This is a genomic window from Bradyrhizobium sp. CIAT3101 (assembly GCF_029714945.1).
Taxonomy (GTDB): Bacteria; Pseudomonadota; Alphaproteobacteria; order Rhizobiales; family Xanthobacteraceae; genus Bradyrhizobium.
Genome location: NZ_CP121634.1, coordinates 1,498,501 through 1,518,154, shown reverse-complemented (window position 1 = coordinate 1,518,154; position 19,654 = coordinate 1,498,501). Strand labels below are relative to the sequence as shown.

Below are 19,654 nucleotides of genomic sequence, written 5' to 3'. Positions count from 1 at the left end.
GTCCATGCTCGACCAACCCAAGACATCTCCCCTGATCGATATCCGTAACGTCTGCCGCTCGTTTCCAAAGGGCAGCGGCGAAGAACTGTTGGTGCTCGAAAAGGTCGACCTCACGATCCGTGCCGGCGAGATCGTCGGCCTGCTCGGCCGCTCCGGATCAGGCAAATCGACCCTGCTGCGCATCATCGCCGGCCTGATCGCGCCGTCATCGGGCAATGCGACCTGCCGCGGCGAAACGATCGCAGGCCCGCCAAACGGCGTCGCCATGGTGTTCCAGTCGTTTGCGCTATTCCCCTGGTTGACCGTGCTGCAGAACGTCGAACTCGGGCTGGAAGCGTTGGGCGTCGACGCCACCGAGCGCCGCAAGCGCGCGCTGTCGGCGATCGACCTGATCGGTCTCGACGGATTCGAATCCGCTTACCCCAAGGAGCTGTCGGGCGGCATGCGCCAGCGCGTCGGCTTTGCGCGCGCCCTGGTCGTGCATCCCGACCTATTGCTGATGGACGAGCCGTTCTCGGCACTGGATGTGCTGACGGCGGAGACGCTGCGCACCGATTTGATTGATCTCTGGATCGAAGGACGCTTGCCGATCAAGTCGGTGCTGATGGTGACGCACAATATCGAAGAAGCCGTGCTGATGTGCGACCGAATCCTGGTGTTCTCGTCGAACCCGGGGCGTGTCGCCGCCGAGGTCAAGGTCGAGCTTCAGCATCCGCGCAACCGGCTCGATCCGGCATTCCGGCAGCTCGTCGACCAGCTCTATGCGCGCATGACCCAGCGCGCGGAGCCGCGGCCGACGTCTATCGACGGCATTCCGGGCACCGGGGTTGGCATGGTTCTGAACCACGTCTCCTCCAACGTGCTGTCCGGCCTGATCGAGACCATCGCGGCGCCGCCCTACGACGGCCATGCCGACTTGCCGGTACTGGCAGGCCAGTTGCAAATGGAGGCTGACGAGATCCTCCATCCCGGCGAATCCCTGCAACTGTTGCGCTTCGCCCAGCTCAGCGAGGGTGACTTGGTGCTCACGGATGCCGGCAAGCGATTTGCGCATCTGGAAACCGACGCGCGCAAGAGGTTGTTCGCAGAACACCTCGTCAATTATGTGCCCGTCGCAGGGTTGATCCGGCGCGTGCTGGACGAACGCCCGTCGCACACAGCACCGGCCGCACGGTTCCGCAGCGAACTCGAGGACTACATGTCGGAGGACGACGCCGACGAGACACTCCGCACCGCCGTATCGTGGGCCCGCTATGGCGAGCTATTCGCTTATGACGAGCAGTCGGAGACGTTCAGCCTCGAAAATCCAGGCTAAAAGTGGGTCTTCGAATAAAGTGAATACTGGCCCGCATGAAGAGGCGCATCAGAACCAGACTCTAACGTCCCCAACGTTCCTGCCAGATCCGTTCACCGATCTGGCAGCTAACCCGCGGCTCCTTTTCGGCGACCGGAACGACCTTGTGCACGTCACGGTGGTCCGCGACCTCGAGCAGCAGCTTGGTCCGGATCGCTTCCTTGAACTTGTCGCGATCCTTGATTGCCACCACGAACGAACCAGGCCCGCCGATGACGCAGTCTTCGTAGTACCAATCGAGATTGTCGATATCCATCGTCGAATAGGACGGCTCCTTCACCATGATCGGCAGGCCGTTGATGACGATACCCTTTCCCAGCGCCTCGTCACGTGCCGGTGTAATCGGCGGTCCGTTGTTGTTTGGACCATCGCCGGAGATGTCGATCACGCGCCTCAGGCCACGGTTCGGGTTCTGGTCGAACAGCGGCATCGCATAGAGAATGGCACCTGAGATCGACGTGCGTGACCCTCGCCTGACAGGAGTCTGCATGATTTCGTTGGCGACGGCATCGGCCGTCTCGGGCCCATCGATCACCCGCCAGGGAATAATCAGCTTCTGGTCACTGAAGGCCGACCACTCGAAATACGTGATCGCGATCTTACCGTTCGGCCCGCCCCTCAGCGCCTGCAGGAATTCCTTTGATACGATTGCCTGGGCATACCCCTCCCGCTGGACCGCCAATTCGTCGAGGTCCATTGAGTAGGAGACGTCGACCGCGATAACCAGTTCAACATCGACCGAGGGCGCAGCCTGCTTATCCGCAGCCTCCTGCCGTCCACTGACACCGGCAACGCTGGTGCCGGCGAGTAGGCCCGCTATAAAAAGCGGTCCAATGGAGACGCCCCACCGAGCCTGCATAAGTGGACCTCCGCGTTGCATATGATGGTGACATGCACCGCCCTTCGCGGAAAGCGGAAGGTGCATCTCACCAATTCACGATCCCGGGATATATCTTGGACGGACCACTCGCTCGACCCGCATGAGACCAAGACATCATCGGCAAGATCAAGACGACCGAAGCGACCCTGAACGCTGTCTGACCGTCGTCCCCGCCATCCGTTCATCGCCGCCGAACGCGGTCTCTCCGACGGCGTGGCCGACGGCGCATCGGGGTGGTCGTCGCCGAGCCAAAGTCCTCACACCTCGTTCAATGTTGTCGGACATTGGCCTGCCATTGTCATTGCAAGTCCAGCAGATCAGCGTCGCGCGATCGGCGATTTCGGCGTCAATCTCGCACGCCAGATCACTGCAGCGCGCCGTAGCGGACAAATCGGACGAAGCAGAACCGATCGCGCAGAGGTTTGCAGCCGGGGTTCGATTCCGGGCGAGGCGGTTGCGCGGATGGAAACGGCATGGGGCGAGCCTATCGCCGGGGAGCCCCGCTAAAATTTTTTTCAGCTCATCCCGCGCGTCAGGCTGTCGGTATTTCTGTCGGTATCGGTGGGAGTAGACGACAAAAATAGATTTGAATTCATATAGTTATGGTATTAGTTGATCGTCGGCCAGGGGCACCAAGACGAAAACATCAATAATAACAATATCTTACAATGCTGGTTCGATTCCAGATTTTCGGGAAAATTCTCAACGCACATTGAAAACACGCGCAAAAGTTCGCTCCAGCCGTGCGTGTTGTCGGTATTTTTGGCGGTAGTTGGGAGAACAGCCGTTCGCGGCGAATTTCGCTATTCCGAACGAATTGAGCAGATGACGCGCAAGACGACGGCGCGTGCGACCACCCCAAGCAGCGACGGCAGGTTCGATTTCGGAATCTCTGAACCGCGGTATTCGCGCTCGGTGTGATCTACCTAGGCGGCTTTCAGCTTGCTGATCGCCAGGTCGGCGAACCCGGCGGCGCGTATGGAAAGCCCGCTTCGCTAGCTGCCACCGCGAAGGAGTAATGCTGCAACGGTCCCACCGCCCGCCGGCAGCGGGACGTTGCCTGTTGTTCGATCTGGCGAGGTCACTTCCCCGCCATCTTGGCGGCGAACTACCCGCTTTCGTAACGTTCTACGCTGCGACTACCAGTTTTCTCCGAAGGGCCGCAGCTCCACGTTGAATGACCACGCGCTGCGAGGCTGGTGAACGACGTGCCAGATCTCCTCTGCGATCGCCCGCGGCTTGATGAAGAAGTCGTCAGAGCGCTCCGGGTAACGTTTCCGCGTCCATTCCAGGTCGATCACCGCGTCAATGACTACGTAGGCTACGTGGACCCCTCGCGGCCCAAGCTCGCGCGCCATCGATTCGGCGAGAATCCGCTGCGCCGCCTTGGTCGGTGCAAAGCCGGCGAAACCGGGCTTGCCCCGGAGTGCGGACGTATTGCCGGTGGCGACGATGGCACCTTTACCGGAGCTGACCATCGCCGGCGCAAAGCGCCTCGCCAGATACAGCAGCCCCATCGTGTTGATCTGGAAGTTCCGGTTGAGAATTTGCGGATCGATCTCCCGAAACGTGCCGAAAGCTCCGCCAACTGCATTGTGAATAACGACGCCAGGTTGGCCTAGCTCGCGTTCCACGGAGCTGGCGACTGCTTCGATCTGTGCCGGATCCGAAACGTCGCATCGATACCCCCGCGCGTTCGGTAGCTCCTTCTCGAGCGCGACAAGACGTTCCTCGCTCCTGGCGAGGAGCGCCACGCGGTAGCCGCCCTCGGCAAATCGTCTGGCAAGCGCCGAACCCGTGCCGGGTCCAACGCCCGTTATCAGGCAAACGGGCGCGGTCATGCGATTAAACCTCCTGGTTGGAGCGGACGGCCCTTCCCTTCAGGCCGCCGCCTTTGAGACCAATTTCTCGACATACGGTTTGAGGTCCGGCCTGAAGTTCTCGTGATCGACCAGCCGCGCGAAGTGCGCGAACACCAATGGATAGACGTTTTCGATTGCCGGATGCAGGATCTTATCGAGCCCATGCTCGCTCAACTGCCTGGCCCGCGCATGCTCGTTCATGAACAATGCAAGCTCGGCGGCAAAGCAGATGTCCGCGAGCGTGACGCCTTCTCCCACCAGCGTATCGCGTCGCGGAGACAACGCCTGTTCCAGTCCCGAGGCATAGATAGCAAAGGCCTCCTTGGCGCGGGCGTGTATCGCAGCATTCACCGTGCCGTCCGACAGCGCGAGCAGATAGATCTGCGTATCTCTGGCGAAGACGAGGCTGACATCCAGAAAGCTGTCGATCCTGGACGCTTCGTAAGCATCACGCCCATAGAGCGGGAACGCCGCCTCACCCAGCCGCGCCACCGCTCGCATGATGCTGTTCGACTCGAAAATACCGGTCTTGCTGTCCGCCCCGAAAGCGGCGGGCACGTTGCCGAAGGGCTGCGCTTCAAGGAACGCGTCAGTCTTGAAAAGCTGTGCACCAGTCAGCCCGACCCGCCCCGTACGCGCAAGGGCCGATAGCGATTGACGCTCGTGGTCGGCCAGGGGACGCGCATCATAATCCCATAGCCAGTCTCTCAACTCCTTGGCCGACGCTCCCCTGACCTCGACATCCACGGCGCAGAACCGGGCCGCGATGGTCGCTTTCCAGACACGCGGGTTCGGCAGATAGGAGAATATTCGCAGATCAGCCATCGTGTATCGCTCCTAACGAACCTTGTGACCTACTCTGAACTCCCGTCGAGAACTTCACCGAACTGCTGCCAACCGGTGCCCGTCCATCGCTGGAGCTGCAGTTGCGTCCAGATCATGTTGTTGTTGGCGCTGGTGTTGATCTGAATTCCGGGCAGCGCCGTAGGCAGCGAGAGGTTCTTCAACGATTTCGCCTGCTTGATGATGTTTTCGCGCGAAAGGTCATCGCCGCATTGCTTGAGGATCTGTTCCAGCACCATGCCCTGCTGGTACCCGGTCAGATAGCTGGTGTTGCTGATATCGGATCCGGCCAGATATCGTTCGAAAAAGGCGCGATAGACCTTGACGCCCTCATCATCCGCCCATTTCTCATCGCTGGGATCTTTGTTCGGCGTTCCCACGATCACGCCGATCGCGTTTTCCAATCCCGCTGGCTTGAGCGTACCCGCGATCGTCGACGAAGGGAAGTTGATGAAGATTGTCGGTTTCCAACCGCTCTCGGCGGCGCGGCGGATCGCCTGCGCGGCAAATTTCGGCGTCCCCGCGATGAACAGCGCCTGCGCGCCTGAGCTCTTGAGCGTGACCACTTGCGAGTCGACTGTCGGCTCTGTCACCTCGTAACTGGCCGTCACCACGCGCTTGTCGAAATCGGCACCCAGCACTGTCTTGAACGCGTTCACGTAGTCACGGCCGAGATCGTCATTCTGGAACAGGATCGCGTATTTCGCGGCGGGCAAGGTGCGCTGCAGATATCTTGCGTAGATCTTTCCCTCGGTGTCGTAGCTGACAAGTCCCGTGGTCGTCAGCGGATAGTCCTTGACGCTGGTGAATTTGCTCGCGCCGGTCACGATCGCGATCGTCGGCACGCGTTTCGCAGCGAGGTATTTTGCCACGGCGGAGTTTCCCGCTGTACCGAGCTGGCTGAACATAAAGGCGATCTCGTCGCTCTCCACCAGCCTGCGCGCCTGCTCGAATGCCTTTGGCGGGCTATAGGCATCGTCGAGCATGATATAGTCGATCTTGCGCCCGTTGATTCCACCGCGATCGTTGATCGATTGCACATAAGCGCGTACGCCCTGCCCGGTCTGGCCGATCGAGGAGGCCGGTCCACTCAAGGGAAATATCCCGCCGATCTTGATGGACGTTGCCGTGACACCGGGCGTGTCACCTGCCCAGCACGAGACCGACATAGCAAACAAGAGCGCACAGCCTAGCCGGATGCTCCTAAACATTGCGCATTCCTCCAATGTTGACGCGCCTCGCCCATCGCAGGCTTGACGCTTGTTGTTCGGTCGGCTCAGGCGGCCAACTTCAGAATCTTGACGATATCGCCGGGCTCGCGGATCGGCTGCGGGTTGGCGCGCGTAAAGATCGAGAGCATGGCGTTCTTCCCGATCAGCTCGAAACGATCCTCGGCAACGCCGACCTCGGCGAGCGTCCTGGGAAGGCCTAGCTCCGCGATGAACCCCGCGAAGGCCTCGCTGGCGTCGCGTCCCGGCGCGCCGAGCGCCGCTGCGACCGTCTTTTGAGCAGCTTCCGTGGCAGGGCGGTTGTAACGCAACACGCTCGGCATCATCACGGCCGTGCAGAAATAGTGCGGTACGTCGCAGGTACCACCGAGCACATGACCGATGGCGTGGCTCGCGCCCATCGGCACCCGCGCCTGCAAGCCGAAGGCCGACAGCCACGAGCCGAGCTGACAGCTCAATCGCGCCGCCGCGTCGTCGGGATCGCGCTTGGTGCGCCCGAGACCATCATGCAGATAGCGCAACCCCTGCTGACACACCGCGTCGACAAGCACATTGGGACGGCTCGAACAGATCGCCTCAATGCCGTGATCCATGGCCCGCGTGCCGGAGCCGAGCCAGAGCTTTTCCGGCGTATATCTGGTCATGGCGGGATCGAGAATGATGCTGCGCGGCATCATCATGGGGTGGTTGAAGATCTGCTTCAGCTTGCGGCGGGTATCAGTGACCAGTGCGCCGGAATTGTACTCGCCGCCGGATAGCGTGCTGGGGATGGCGATCATCCGCACCTTGGGGGTGCGGAACTGACCGAAGCGTCGCTCCGGCGTAGTCTCGAAGCCGTCAAGCCCGTCCTGCTCGAAGATCTCGTGCTCCATGCACATCAGCACGATCTTCGCCGCGTCGACCACCGAGCCTCCGCCGATGGCAACGACCAGGTCGGCCTTCGCTTCCGTCGCGCGCTTTGCGATCTGCACCACCGCTTCGCGTGTCGTGTGCTGCGGAACCCCGTCGAACGTCTCGGCATGGCGTTCGCCGAGGCCCTTCCAGATCTTTTCGATCTCATCGGTCTTGCTGTTCAGCGTACGGCTGACGATCAGGTAGACGCGCCTGGCGCCAAGCCGCTCCGCTTCCTCACGCAAGGCCTCGGCCGCGGGCTTGCCGTAGATCACCGATTCCATCGTCGGGTATTGATAAGCGCCCGCGACCAGCATGCCTTCCTCCCATCGATGTTGTTGTTAGACGTTCCCGCATGAGGCCGTCAGGCGACGGCGCGCGCCGGCGTGTCGTCGATCGTCGCATCCAGGAAGCCGGTCAGGCGCTGGCGGATGATTTGCTCCGCTTCCCTCATGATCCGGTCGACCAATTCCTTGACCGTCGGGATGTCCTTGATCAGGCCGACCACCATGCCGCAGCTCCAGGCGCCCGCATCCATCTCGCCGTTCACCATCACCCTGGGATAGACGCCAGCGACCTGCTCGTGGATGTCGTCGATCTTCAAGCTCGCGCCCTTCTCGCGCTCGATCTCAAGCAGTTCTGTGACGCCCTTGTTCTTCAGCACGCGCTCGGTGTTGCGCAATGCGCGCATGACCAGAACCGTGTCGAGCTCTGTCGCCTTGACCAGCGCCTGCTTGACGTTGTCGTGGACCGGCGCCTCCCTGGTGGCAACGAAGCGGGTTCCCATGTTCATGCCGGCCGCGCCCATCGACAGAGCCGCGACGAGGCTCCGCGCATCAGCCATGCCGCCCGACGCCACGAACGGGATCTTCAATTCATCTGCGGCGCGCGGCAGCAGGATCATGTTGGGGATATCGTCTTCACCAGGGTGACCGCCGCACTCGAAGCCATCGACGCTCACCGCATCGCAGCCGATCTTCTCGGCCTTGAGCGAGTGCCGCACCGAGGTGCATTTGTGAATCACCTTGATCCCGGCCGCTTTGAGCGCCGGCATGTACTGCTCGGGGCTGCGGCCGGCCGTCTCGACCGCCTTGACGCCACCTTCCTTGATCGCGGCGATGTATTCCGGATAAGGCGGCGCCGTGAAGCTCGGCAGAAACGTCAGGTTCACGCCGAACGGCTTGTCGGTCATGTCGCGGCAGCGCGCGATTTCCTTCGCCAGCAGTTCCGGCGTCCTCTGCGTCAGGCCGGTGATGATTCCGAGACCGCCGGCATTGGACACGGCGGCGGCGAGTTCGGCAAAGCCGACATAGTGCATGCCGCCCTGGATGATCGGGTGCTGGATGCTAAACAGTTCAGTGATTGCTGTCTTCACGAAGATCTCCCGCGTTTCCGATCAATGGACGATTTCAAACAGGCCGGCGGCGCCCATGCCGCCGCCGATGCACATGGTGACAACGCCATACTTTGCCTTGCGCCGCCGACCCTCGATCAGGATATGGCCGGTGAGGCGCGATCCGGTCATGCCATAGGGATGGCCGATCGCGATCGAACCGCCGTTGACGTTGAGCTTGTTAGGATCGATGCCGAGCTTGTCGCGACAATAGATCACCTGCACCGCATAGGCTTCATTGAGCTCCCAGAGGTCGATGTCGTCGATCTTCAGATTGTGGCGCTTCAGGAGCCGCGGGATCGCGGCAACCGGACCGACGCCCATCTCATCGGGCTCGACGCCGGCGGCGACGAAACCGCGGAAGATGCCGAGCGGCTTCAGCCCCTTCTGGGCCGCGATCCGATCGCTCATGATGACGCAAGCCGAGGCGCCGTCGGAGAGCTGACTGGCGTTGCCGGCACTGATGGTCTTGCCCTCGAACACCGGCTTGATCTTCGCAAGGCCCTCGGCGGTCGTATCCGGGCGCGGGCCTTCGTCCTTGGCCAGCGTGACCTGCTGGTAGCTGACCTGCTTGGTGTCCTTGTCGACCACGGCCATTTTGGTCGTGAACGGAATGATCTCGTCGTTGAACCGGCCACCCTGAAGGGCCGCGCCGACGCGGCGCTGGCACTCGAGGCTGTATTCGTCCTGTTTGTCGCGACCGATCTTGTAACGCTCGGCGACGACCTCGGCCGTCTCCAGCATCGACATATACATCTCCGGCTTCATCGCCATCAGCTCGTCGTCGACGGCGTGGAAGCGGTTCATGTGATCGTTCTGCACCAAGCTGATCGATTCGATACCGCCGCCGATTGCGATCTCGACGCCGTCGAGCATGACCGAGCGCGCGGCGACCGCGATCGCCTGTAGGCCGGAGGCGCATTGACGATCAATGGTGGTACCGGCCACCGTGACCGGCAGGCCGGCCCGGATCGCGCCCTTGCGCGCGACATTCATTACCATGGTGCCCTGCTGCATGGCGCAGCCCATCACCACGTCCTCGACCTCGCCGGGGGCGATGCCGGCCCGTTTGACGGCCTCGGCCATCACGTGGCCGGCCAGGGTCGGTCCGTCGGTGTTGTTGAGCGCGCCGCGATAGGCCTTGCCGACGCCGGTGCGCGCGGTGGAAACGATGACTGCATCAACTGACATGCTTGCCTCTCTGTCTAGGCCGCCACATCGGGCTGCGCGTACCGCAGCAGGTGATAGGCGGGGTCGCCGAACTGGATGTTGATCGCGGAAATGCGCTTGAAGTAGTGACCGATGTTGAGCTCGTCGGTCATGCCCATGCCGCCATGCAGCTGCACCGCCTGGTCGGCGACGAACTTGCCGGCATAGCCGATCTTCGATTTTGCCCCCGACGGCAGCCGCGAGACGCCGGCCTCGTCCGCGCCGAGGGAAAGATTGAGATGCTGCATCAGGGACAGCGCTTCCTGATGCGCGATGAACATGTCGACCATCCGGTGCTGCAGCACCTGGAACGAGCCGATCGTGGTTCCGAACTGCTTTCGTGTCTTCGAATAGTCCAGCGTCGCCGCGTTCAGCTCGCCGATCGCGCCGACGGCTTCCGCGCATAATGCCCCGATGGCCCGATCGCGGCAGGCTTCGAGCGCGGCGACGCCCTCGCCCTCATTGCCGAGCAGCTCGCCCCGCACATTGTTCAGGCTGACCTCCGCGGCGCGGCGTCCGTCGATGGTCTTGTAGCCCTGCAGATGCAGATTGGCCGCACGGCGATCGACCACGAACAGGCTGACGCCGGCGCGGTCGCGGCGACCTCCCGAAGTCCGGGCAGACACGATGAGATAATCCGCCCACGGCGCTGCGATCACGGCGGTCTTCTCGCCGGTCAGAACGTAGTCGTCGCCGTCGCGCCGCGCCGTGGTCGCGACCGCCGCCGGGTCGAAGCGCGAGTCCTTTTCCGTCCAGCCGAGGGCCCAGATCTTCGTGCCGGCGATGATGTCGGGGATGAAGGCCTGTTTCTGTGCGTCCGATCCGGACTGCTCGATCAGGCCGCCGGCAAGCACGACCGTTTCCACGAACGGCTCGACAACGAGGTGGCGACCGAACTCCTGCATGATGATCATGGTGGACAACGGCCCGCCGCCAAGGCCACCGGCGTCCTCTGAAAACGCTGCCGCAAACAGGCCGAGCTCGGCGAAATCAGCCCATTGCTTGCGGCTGAGGCCTTCTTCGCTTGCGACGATCTTGCGACGCGCGTCGAAATCATACTGGTCGCGCAGCAGTCGCTGAAGGCTGGATCGCAGCAATTCCTGCTCTTCCGTGAATTGGATATCCATCCGATCCTCTTATGGCGCTGTTGCTAGAGACCGAGCACGGCCTTGGCGATGATGTTGCGTTGGATCTCGTTCGATCCGCCGTAGATGCTGAGCTTGCGCGAGTTCAGGTACTTTTCCGACGCCGTGTGGCCATAGTCCGGCCCCGGCATGAAGTGGTTCGCGCTGACCGGATGCTCGCGGATGGCGAGGCCATAATTGCCGATCGCACGATGCGTCAGCTCCGTGATCTGTTGGAATATCTCGGTGCCGCGGATCTTGAACAGCGAGGCCGCCGGCCCCGGATCGATGCCGCGCGCCATCTGCGCCACGACCCGCAGCTCGGTGGCTTCCAGTGCCAGCACGTCGAGCTCGATGCGGGCAATCTCCTTGATGAATTCGAGATACGCCGGATCGTCGTCCGGAATCTCCGCCTTGACGATCTTCTTGAGCTTCGCGAGGTAGCGCGTCGAGCGGCCGATGCCAGCCATGCTGGTGCGCTCATTGCCGAGCAGGAATTTGGCGTAAGTCCAGCCCTTGTTCTCCTCGCCGATCAGGTTCTCGGCGGGAACACGAACGTCTTCCAGGAAGACGTCGTTGACCTCATGAGAGCCGTCGATGGTGATGATCGGCCGTACCGTTACACCTGGCGATTTCATGTCGATCAGCAGGAATGAGATACCGGACTGCGGCTTGGCGGTTGGATCGGTCCGCACCAGGCAAAAGATCCAGTCCGCGTGCTGGGCCAGCGTGGTCCAAGTCTTGTGACCGTTGACGATATAATGGTCGCCGTCACGCACGGCCTTGGTGCGGACAGTGGCTAGGTCAGATCCGGAGCCCGGCTCGGAATAGCCCTGGCACCACCAGTCCTCGCCCGAGAGAATGCGCGGCAGAAACTTCTTCTTCTGCGCCTCGTTGCCGAACGTGTAGATGACAGGGCCGACCATCGTGACGCTGAAGGCCAGCGGTGGCATCGTCCCGGCGCAGGACGTCTCCTGCTCGAAGATGAAGCGGCGCGTGATCGACCAGCCGGGTCCGCCATATTCCTTAGGCCAGAGCGGCGCGATCCAGCCCTTCTTGTTCAGGATGCGATGCCAGAGCAGCATCTGCTCCTTGGAAAGATCGGTCTCCGGATTGGGAACCCGCATCTCGGCCGGGTAGTTCGCGGCGATGAAGGCGCGCACCTCGTCGCGAAATTCTGCATCTTCCGGTGATAACGCGAGCTCCATTGGACCGGCTCCTACCACTTCTCGCCGAAGGGACGAATTTCCAGCTCGAAGGTCCAGGCACTCTTCGGTTGCAGATAGAGCTGCCAGTAGGACGTCGCGACAGAGGACGGCGGCATCAGGAGATTGGGATTGTCGAGGGCGTCGGGACCCAAAGCCTCGGCACGGCGCTGCCGCACCCATTCGGTATCGACGCCGGAATCGATGATGAGATGGGCGACGTGGATGTTCTTCGGCCCCAATTCACGCGCCATCGCCTGTGCCACCGCGCGCAGACCGAACTTGGCGCTGGCAAAGGCAGCGTAGCCGCTGCCACCGCGCAAGGACGCGGTCGCACCGGTGAAGAAGATGTTGCCGCCACCGCGCGGCAGCATCAGTCGCGCCGCTTCGCGACCAGCCAGGAAGCCGGAATAGCACGCCATTTCCCAGACCTTGCGGAATACCCGCTCGGTCGTCTCCAGGATCGGAAAGTTGACGTTGGCGCCGATATTGAAGATGCAGACTTCCAGCGGCGCGTGCTTGTCGGCGTCATTGAGGAAGGAGATGATCTCCTCCTCCTTGCGAGCATCGAGCGAGCGGGCGTGGATTTCACCGCCGGCCGCCTCGATCTCCTTGACCAGCGGCGCGAGCTTGTCGCCATTGCGGCGGCCCGCAAACACCGTAAAGCCTTCGGCAGCGAATTTCTTGGCAATCTCACCGCCGATATAGTCCCCTGCGCCGATCACGGCCACCGTGGCGTTTCTCTTCTGCATGATGTTCTCCGCTGAGTTCTGCAAACGTTGTTGGCGGGTGCGCCGCCTTAGCTGCTGCGCAACTGTTCCGCCAATTTATGCTTCAGGATCTTTCCGGTGGATGTCGCCGGAAGCGCGTCGAGCAGGATGATTTCCGACGGGCGCTTGTAAGAGGTGAGCTGGGGAGCAACATGCGCCAGCAAATCTTGCGCGGTCGCAGTCGAGCCCTTGATCAACTGGACGAAGGCCACGACCTCCTCGTTCCCCTCGACCTGCCGCCCGACCACGGCGCACTGCACCACCGCATCATGGGTGCTAAGGACGGCCTCGATCTCCGCGGGATAGACGTTAAAGCCCGAACGAATAATCATCTCTTTGGTGCGCCCCACGATGTAGAGCGCCTCGCCCTCGAAGCGAGCGAGATCTCCGGTATTGAACCAGCCCTCGGGGTCGATCGCTTTTGCGGTGAGGTCAGGTGCGCGGTAATAGCCGCGCATCACGTTCGGACCTCGAACATGCAGTTCACCCACCTCGCCGTTGGCGACCATCTTGCCATCACGACCGACCAGCCTGGCTTCGACGTCAGGCAGCACGGTGCCGACAGCGTGGTCAGCCCGCGGCGACTCCGACCGCACGCCTGATATCCCGGGCGAGCACTCGGTAATGCCGTAGCCATTAAGCAGCGAAAGGCCTAGTTCCTGCTCGACCCGCGATTTGAGGTCGAGATCGAGCGGCGCGCCGGCGACCGCGATCAGGCGCAGCGCGCCGCGATCGAGCTTCGGCAGGCCGGCATTGCGACGATATTCGATCAGACGCTGATAGGTGGCGGGCACGCCGTTGAGGATGGTGATGCCCTCATCAGCCATCGCCTTCACCAGCGCGGCGGGATCATATTTGGCAACCAGGCGCACGGTCGCGCCGACCATCAGCGTCATCGTCAGCAGCGAAATGCCGACGATGTGCGAGATCGGCAGCACGCAATATTGCACGTCGGCTGCCGTCATTTTGCGCCATATCGCGGTGCCACGCGCGCTGAACAGGAGATTGCGATGCGTCAGCATCACGCCCTTCGGCGTCCCCGTCGTCCCCGAGGTGTAGATCAGGACGGCAACCTGCTTTGCGGCATCGGCCTCGACCGGCTCAGGCAATGTCGTCTCGTTCAACGCGGTGACGCCTATCCCTTTGAGCGGGCCTACATCCTGCACCGACGCATTCAAACGCGTGGCGTGGGCAGCGGCTTCCTGTGAAACGTCAGCCGTCAGGAACACCCGACGCGCGCCGCTGTGGTCCCTGATCTGGTCGAGTTCCCGTGCGGACAGGCGTGGATTGGCGACTGTCGCCCAGACGTTCAGCCGGCTTGCGGCGAGGATCAGGCTGGCGAGCGGAATCGAATTCTCGCTAACGATCAGCATACGGTCGCCAGGCCGCACGCCGAGCGCCCCGAGTGCCTCGACGACGCCGGCCACGGTCCGGTCGAGCGCGCGATATGTCAGGCTGGCCTTGTCGTCGACCAACGCCAGCTTGTCGGGCGTCGCATCGACATATCGGTCCATCACCTCATGAATCCGGTTTGGCAAAGTCTCGGGAATAGCGCTCGTCGTCTGGGTCGAAGCCACCGATCAATCCTCCCTGTGACAGCCCTTTGGGCCCCGTTATTGCCTCGCGTGATCCCGGTTATGCGGATTTGCGCTGCCCTGCAGCGAGTTGGGCGACGATCTCGTCTTCGACCTCACGCAGGCGATCCTTGCCGAAGAAGATCTCGTCCCCGACAAAAAAGGTCGGCGAGCCGAACGAACCACGCGCAACCGCATCGCTGGTGTTTTCGATCAGCTTTTTCTTGACCTCGTCTTGCTGGGCGCGGGCAATGATGCGGTCGATGTCGAGGCCGGACGACAGGAACGCCGCACGGAACACCTGCGAGTCGTCCATCTTCTTCGGCTCGACCCACATGTGATGATAGGCGGCACGGAAATAGGGTTCGAACATCCCTTCGAATTGGGCCGCGACGACCCCGCGCATCAGCATCAGCGTGTTCACCGGGAAGAACGGGTTCGACTTGAAGTTCATGATGTTGTGGCGCCGCAGAAAGCGCTCGGTTTCCAGCGCATTGTATTCAGGCTTGTTCTTGATGCCGTGCAGGGACTCGGCCGGCGACATGTTGCCGGTCGCCTTGTAGACGCCGCCGAGCAGCACGGGAATGTAATCGAACTTCACGCCGGTCCTGCGCTCGATCTCCGGCAACGCAAGCTCGGCGAGGAAGGCATTGGGACTGCCGAAATCGAAGTGAAACTCGACCTTAAGCGGAGCCGCCATGGAGCACCCTTCCCTGCGATGGCGGCGCTTGCTTGCCCCGCGATTGATGTGCCCCATCGATACGGTTCTATTTTAGAACTGTCAATATGATGATGATCATATTATGCAGGCAATAGCCGCGCATTCTGCGCATCCTGTTGATTTCCCGTAAGTTCCGATTTAGAATTTATTTGTAACCGCGTGGTGGATTCGCTGGAGAGATCGATGAAATGGGATACGCTCGAGGAGGAGCCGTGCTCGCTGGCCCGCACAGTGGCGGTGATCGGCGACCGCTGGAGTCTGCTCATCCTCCGCGAATGTTTCTTGCGTATCCGCAGGTTCGATGAATTCCAGGCGTCGCTGGGAATCACCCGCCACCTTCTCGCCGACCGGCTGAAGAAGCTGGTGCGCTTTGGCGTGCTTCGCCGGATTCCCTACCAGGACTCGCCCAAACGCTACGAATACATCCTGACGCAGAAGGGCCTCGACCTCTATCCGATCATCATGTCGATCGTGCATTGGGGCAACATCCACATGGTCGATGCGCGCGGAAGGCCGATGCTGCACGAACACAAGAACTGCGGAAAGATGTTCGACCCCGTGATGGTGTGCTCGGAATGCGGCGAGCCATTGACGGCCAAGGCAGTCCACGTGCATCCAGGCCCCGGCGCCCGTGCTGCGTAGGCAGGCCGCGACGGAACGCATCGATCGGGCATAGCGCGCCATTTGGCCATCTTCCTGAAGTGGCTAGTAACGAACTAGTTTACTTGGGCGGCGCAAGAGCGAGTCCGAAGAAAAGGGGCGCGACGAGCGAGCCGCAGAGTTGCGGCCTCCTCTGACCCGCTACTCTTGTCCAGGCACCGCCACTACGGTCCTCACGCCGCCCTTCCGCCCCACGGCTTCAGCTGACTGGATCGATTTCGCGGGCTCCGGAGATGTCCCGCTCGCAGCGGTACCGGCCACGAAGCCGCTCCCCTGCACTAGCTTACGCGGGAGCTCGACCGCCGCCCAAGGAGCGCGAGCAGAGGTCAGATCGGAGGTACGGGCACAATCCAAGGATCCGCCCCTCGAGACGGGCATGATTCCGCAACCTCAGCTGACTATCGAATGGGACTGGTCGCATCGCGCCGTGCGTACGACGGCGATAGTTGTTGCTGCCCAGCTGGGAGTGCGGCTTGAGAATCGAATTTCGACCAAGGCTGATGCTTGGCGCTCCATTTCTGACCAGGACCTCGCATGTCGTGCAACTCGGGCCGGTAGCTGTCGCGGACGTCCAGAATCAGATTGCGAACGAGACCGGCGAAATCAGAGGCCGACCCGGCCGTCCTGCGAGCAAGACCCGACAATGCGCTTGCATCCATGATTCCCATCGCTGTGACTCCTCGACTGCCGCGCGATAGATCGGACAATTGACGCCCCGAGCGTAGTCCACGAGAGGAGAACCAAACCATTGCACAGAGGTCGATCGCGTACGGTGCATTAGCTAACAAGACCAAACCTAAGTTTAGGATCTGCCAGAGCCTGAGCCGGCCTTCAAACCGGCGCTCACTCGGACCTGCCGCGATGCAACACGGCCCAGCTCACCTGCCCTGCGGCGATATCGCGTCCTTTCAGCGCCGACATCGTGATGCTAGGTTCGACGTCGGCAGGAAGTACCTGCTTCCTGCTTCATACCGAACGGGAGAACAACATGGCTGAGAGCGTCTACAAAGTCATTGAGCTCATCGGGACCAGCGACACTTCCTGGGAAAAGGCCGCCGCCAATGCAGTTGAGCAAGCCGCAAAATCCCTGCGAGATCTTCGCGTTGCAGAAGTCGTCAAGCTCGATATGCAACTGGACGCCCAGGGAAAGATCGAAGCCTATCGCGCCAAACTCAACGTCTCATTCAAATTCGAGGGCTCCTGACCTGAAGTGATCTCGCTTCACGGCCGGATCGTCGACCGCCGGATCGGGCTCGCATTGACATTTCAAGCGAGTCCTCCCGAAGTCATGCCTCTAAACATGTTCTGCAGGTCGCAAGCCGGGCTATGTCCGCTTGACCTGTTCGAGCCAACTCACAAAGCGTGGGTGTCTTGCAAATCTGCCCTCCAATGCTTCCAATTCTTGTCGAAAACTCGGGAGAGAAAGAGTTCTTTTGATATCGGGCTCTCTTATCTTCCAGACCTCCGATGGGAGGTAGCCATGCACTTTGAGCTCATAGAGCTCGAAGATCGAGTAGATGATTTCATGTGCTGCTCGACGTTCTTCCGGAGTCATCTCCAAATGACAAGGCCCGTCAAGTCCATCAAAAGCAGCTATTGGGAGGTTGCGCCTCACGTCGGCAATTCGATCAGAGTATTTCAGGAATATGTCGGCCCCCAAACGCCTATTGTTGGTGTAAAGCGCAGTGTAGATCGCAATACTGCCAACGATGACGGTGCCAAGCGTCATGAATCGCAGAATATGATCAAGCACCCGCATTCTCCTTCGCTCCTGCACACGCGAGAGCCGGATTACACGTCAGCATCGTCGGTAGAGCTGGGTTGAAGCGCCCCACTGTTACTCTCACTCTGCCGCGAGCGCGCCGTGACGGAGAGGTAAACCGAGGTGCTCCCAGACGTCGACCAGCGCCTCAGCGAGCGCATCGATGAGAGCATCATCGTGATAGGGCGTCGGCGTGATCCGCAGCCGTTCGGATCCGCGAGGCACAGTCGGATAGTTGATTGGCTGAACATAGATGCCGTGCTCGGTGAGCAGGAGATCGCTGGCCTCCTTGCACTTCTCGGGATTGCCAACCATCACCGGCACGATGTGCGTCTCGCTAGGCATGAGCGGCAACCCCGCTGCGTTGAGCACGGCCTTCACCCGCGCCGCGCGTTCCTGGTGGCGGTCGCGCTCCCACTGCGAGGTTTTCAGGTGCCGGATGGCTGCGGTGGCAGCGGCGCAGACCGCCGGTGGCAGCGCGGTGGTGAAGATGAATCCTGGCGCGTAGGAGCGCACCGCATCGATGACGTCAGCATTCGCCGCGATATAGCCGCCAAGCCCTCCAAAGGCCTTCGCCAGCGTACCCTCGATGACGTCGATCCGGTGCAGCGCCCTTTCACGCGCCGCAATGCCGGCGCCGCGCGGGCCGTACATGCCCGCCGAGTGGACCTCGTCGATATAGGTCATGGCGCCGTAGCGCTCCGCGAGATCGCAAATCTGGCTCACTGGCGCTACGTCGCCGTCCATCGAATAGAGCGCCTCGAACAGGATCAGCTTCAGTCGCCCGGGCGCCTCCGCCGCCAGCAGTTCTTCGAGATGACCGACATCGTTGTGACGCCAGATCTTCTTGTCAACGCCGGCACGGCGCACGCCCTCGATCATCGAATTGTGGTTCCAGGCATCCGATAGAATCACGCAGTCGGGTAGCAGTTTCACAATGGTCGGAATGCCGGTCTCGTTGGATACATAGCCAGAAGTGAAAACCAACGCCGCCTCTTTGCCATGGAGGTCGGCGATCTCACGCTCCAATTCGACCAGCGGATGGTTGGTACCGGAAATGTTGCGGGTGCCACCGGCGCCCGCACCCATGCGGGTCGCGGTTTCGACCATAGCGCCGATCACCTTCGGATGCTGGCCCATGCCGAGGTAGTCGTTCGAGCACCAGATCACGACCGGCCGCGGACCGTCCGCTGAATGCCATATCGCGTGTGGAAATCGACCGGCAATACGCTCGATATCGGCAAACACGCGATAGCGCCGCTCCGCATGAAGGCGGGCAAGCGCTGCGGAAAAGAAATGATCGTAGACCATGGAGCGAAATCTCCGTCCGTTTTCGGCTCAACGATTGGGACTTCCCCGATCCAAGAGACCAATGCCCATCCCATCCAGCATCCGCGAGCCATCGGCCGTTCGGAGGGGCGGCCGGTCCTCCGGGAGGGAAAGGACCGGCCACTGGTAGCCGCGGCGGAGGGACGGCGCCGGGGCCAATCGCTTGCGAAGCTGTCAGCCCCTGCAAGGCAAATTGGTATGCGACGAGGAGCGTCGGTGCGAGTAAAACAATCCAAATTTCAGCAAACGTGACGCACGACCGCGATGGTCTTGCCCGCGAGTGCAGTGGGCTGAAGCAAGACTGGAAGGTCTCTTCGAGACGGTGACCCTCAAGTCGCCGCATCAAGCAGCTCGCTGACGGCTCCGCTCAGACGCCGCATCTTCGCCACGTCTCGGGCCGTGACATCCGGATTGCTTACAAAGAAAAAGTCGCATTCGAAAGCAAAGCCCAAGAGCTCTTCAACAGATTTGCGGTCCTGCGTACCCTTGAACCCGTCCCACACACCGAGAAAGATCTGGTCGAGCCAGGGAGACGCCTCCCTCAGGATGTCTGCGATGTAGGGCTTGAAGTCGCCATCGAAGACAATCGTAAAGAGGATGCGGGTATCGTTGTCGATGAGCGTTACCCGGAAGTCGTGAACTGTGCCGATACGCGTTTCCCAGTAGCCGGCCTCAGCCTGGATTTGCGGCAGGCGCTCGCGGAACAGCTGCGCTCCGCCCGGAGCGACCTTTCCGATGCCAGAAATTTCTCCTTTCTTTCCGATGCGCTTGCCTGGCCCGTCGGGCTGACGAGATATGTGCTGCGACATCGCGGTGCGTTCGTTTTCGATGAGTTTCGCGGTCACTGT

18 protein-coding genes are annotated in these 19,654 nt (G+C 61.4%); 3 read left to right on the top strand and 15 right to left on the bottom strand.

Going from position 1 to position 19,654, the window contains the following annotated elements; translation table 11 throughout:
- Positions 1-4: 4 nt before the first annotated feature.
- The gene (locus QA645_RS06930) at positions 5-1,315 is read left to right on the top strand and encodes a nitrate/sulfonate/bicarbonate ABC transporter ATP-binding protein (RefSeq protein WP_283049124.1); all 1,311 of its coding nucleotides are present in this window, start codon (positions 5-7) and stop codon (positions 1,313-1,315) included.
- Positions 1,316-1,376: 61 nt separating this feature from the next.
- Here QA645_RS06930 and QA645_RS06925 read toward each other — a convergent pair whose 3' ends face one another.
- The 12 genes from QA645_RS06925 to QA645_RS06870 form a co-directional block, all read right to left on the bottom strand.
- The gene (locus tag QA645_RS06925) at positions 1,377-2,213 is read right to left on the bottom strand and encodes a DUF1194 domain-containing protein (RefSeq protein ID WP_283053111.1); all 837 of its coding nucleotides are present in this window, start codon (positions 2,211-2,213) and stop codon (positions 1,377-1,379) included.
- Positions 2,214-3,373: 1,160 nt separating this feature from the next.
- Positions 3,374-4,075, bottom strand: a complete 702-nt coding sequence (locus QA645_RS06920; RefSeq protein ID WP_283049122.1) for an SDR family NAD(P)-dependent oxidoreductase — start codon at positions 4,073-4,075, stop codon at positions 3,374-3,376.
- 39 nt (positions 4,076-4,114) lie between these two features.
- Positions 4,115-4,921 carry a glutathione binding-like protein gene (locus tag QA645_RS06915; protein ID WP_283049121.1) on the bottom strand — a complete coding sequence of 269 codons (807 nt, stop codon included), beginning with the start codon at positions 4,919-4,921 and terminating at the stop codon, positions 4,115-4,117.
- A 29-nt stretch (positions 4,922-4,950) separates the two neighbouring features.
- On the bottom strand, positions 4,951-6,150 hold the full coding sequence (locus QA645_RS06910; RefSeq protein ID WP_283049119.1) for an ABC transporter substrate-binding protein: 1,200 nt from the start codon (positions 6,148-6,150) through the stop codon (positions 4,951-4,953).
- Between the two features lie 65 nt (positions 6,151-6,215).
- On the bottom strand, positions 6,216-7,376 hold the full coding sequence (locus QA645_RS06905; protein WP_283049117.1) for an iron-containing alcohol dehydrogenase: 1,161 nt from the start codon (positions 7,374-7,376) through the stop codon (positions 6,216-6,218).
- A gap of 47 nt (positions 7,377-7,423) precedes the next feature.
- Positions 7,424-8,434: a nitronate monooxygenase family protein gene (locus QA645_RS06900; RefSeq protein ID WP_283049116.1), complete on the bottom strand. Its 1,011-nt coding sequence runs from the start codon at positions 8,432-8,434 to the stop codon at positions 7,424-7,426.
- Between the two features lie 21 nt (positions 8,435-8,455).
- Positions 8,456-9,643, bottom strand: a complete 1,188-nt coding sequence (locus QA645_RS06895) for an acetyl-CoA C-acyltransferase (protein ID WP_283049114.1) — start codon at positions 9,641-9,643, stop codon at positions 8,456-8,458.
- 14 nt (positions 9,644-9,657) lie between these two features.
- Positions 9,658-10,788, bottom strand: coding sequence for an acyl-CoA dehydrogenase family protein (locus QA645_RS06890; protein WP_283049113.1), 1,131 nt, complete (start codon positions 10,786-10,788; stop codon positions 9,658-9,660).
- Between the two features lie 23 nt (positions 10,789-10,811).
- Entirely contained in the window at positions 10,812-11,993 is a 1,182-nt protein-coding gene (locus tag QA645_RS06885) for an acyl-CoA dehydrogenase family protein (RefSeq protein WP_283049111.1), read from the bottom strand.
- 11 nt (positions 11,994-12,004) lie between these two features.
- A complete protein-coding gene (locus QA645_RS06880; protein ID WP_283049110.1) occupies positions 12,005-12,742 on the bottom strand; it encodes an SDR family oxidoreductase in 738 nt (245 codons plus the stop codon).
- Between the two features lie 47 nt (positions 12,743-12,789).
- The gene (locus QA645_RS06875; protein ID WP_349253175.1) at positions 12,790-14,337 is read right to left on the bottom strand and encodes a class I adenylate-forming enzyme family protein; all 1,548 of its coding nucleotides are present in this window, start codon (positions 14,335-14,337) and stop codon (positions 12,790-12,792) included.
- A gap of 58 nt (positions 14,338-14,395) precedes the next feature.
- Positions 14,396-15,034: a 2-hydroxychromene-2-carboxylate isomerase gene (locus QA645_RS06870; RefSeq protein WP_283049109.1), complete on the bottom strand. Its 639-nt coding sequence runs from the start codon at positions 15,032-15,034 to the stop codon at positions 14,396-14,398.
- A 204-nt stretch (positions 15,035-15,238) separates the two neighbouring features.
- Here QA645_RS06870 and QA645_RS06865 point away from each other — a divergent pair, with 204 nt between their 5' ends.
- Both QA645_RS06865 and QA645_RS06860 read left to right on the top strand, forming a co-directional pair.
- Positions 15,239-15,697, top strand: a complete 459-nt coding sequence (locus QA645_RS06865; RefSeq protein ID WP_283049108.1) for a helix-turn-helix domain-containing protein — start codon at positions 15,239-15,241, stop codon at positions 15,695-15,697.
- A gap of 1,006 nt (positions 15,698-16,703) precedes the next feature.
- On the top strand, positions 16,704-16,919 hold the full coding sequence (locus QA645_RS06860; protein WP_283049107.1) for a dodecin domain-containing protein: 216 nt from the start codon (positions 16,704-16,706) through the stop codon (positions 16,917-16,919).
- A 120-nt stretch (positions 16,920-17,039) separates the two neighbouring features.
- Here the strand turns inward: QA645_RS06860 and QA645_RS06855 are convergent, their stop codons facing one another.
- The 3 genes from QA645_RS06855 to QA645_RS06845 form a co-directional block, all read right to left on the bottom strand.
- The gene (locus QA645_RS06855) at positions 17,040-17,468 is read right to left on the bottom strand and encodes a hypothetical protein (protein WP_283049105.1); all 429 of its coding nucleotides are present in this window, start codon (positions 17,466-17,468) and stop codon (positions 17,040-17,042) included.
- A 90-nt stretch (positions 17,469-17,558) separates the two neighbouring features.
- Entirely contained in the window at positions 17,559-18,788 is a 1,230-nt protein-coding gene (hemA, locus tag QA645_RS06850; RefSeq protein WP_283049103.1) for a 5-aminolevulinate synthase, read from the bottom strand.
- A 347-nt stretch (positions 18,789-19,135) separates the two neighbouring features.
- Entirely contained in the window at positions 19,136-19,651 is a 516-nt protein-coding gene (locus tag QA645_RS06845; protein WP_283049102.1) for a hypothetical protein, read from the bottom strand.
- Positions 19,652-19,654 lie beyond the last annotated feature (3 nt).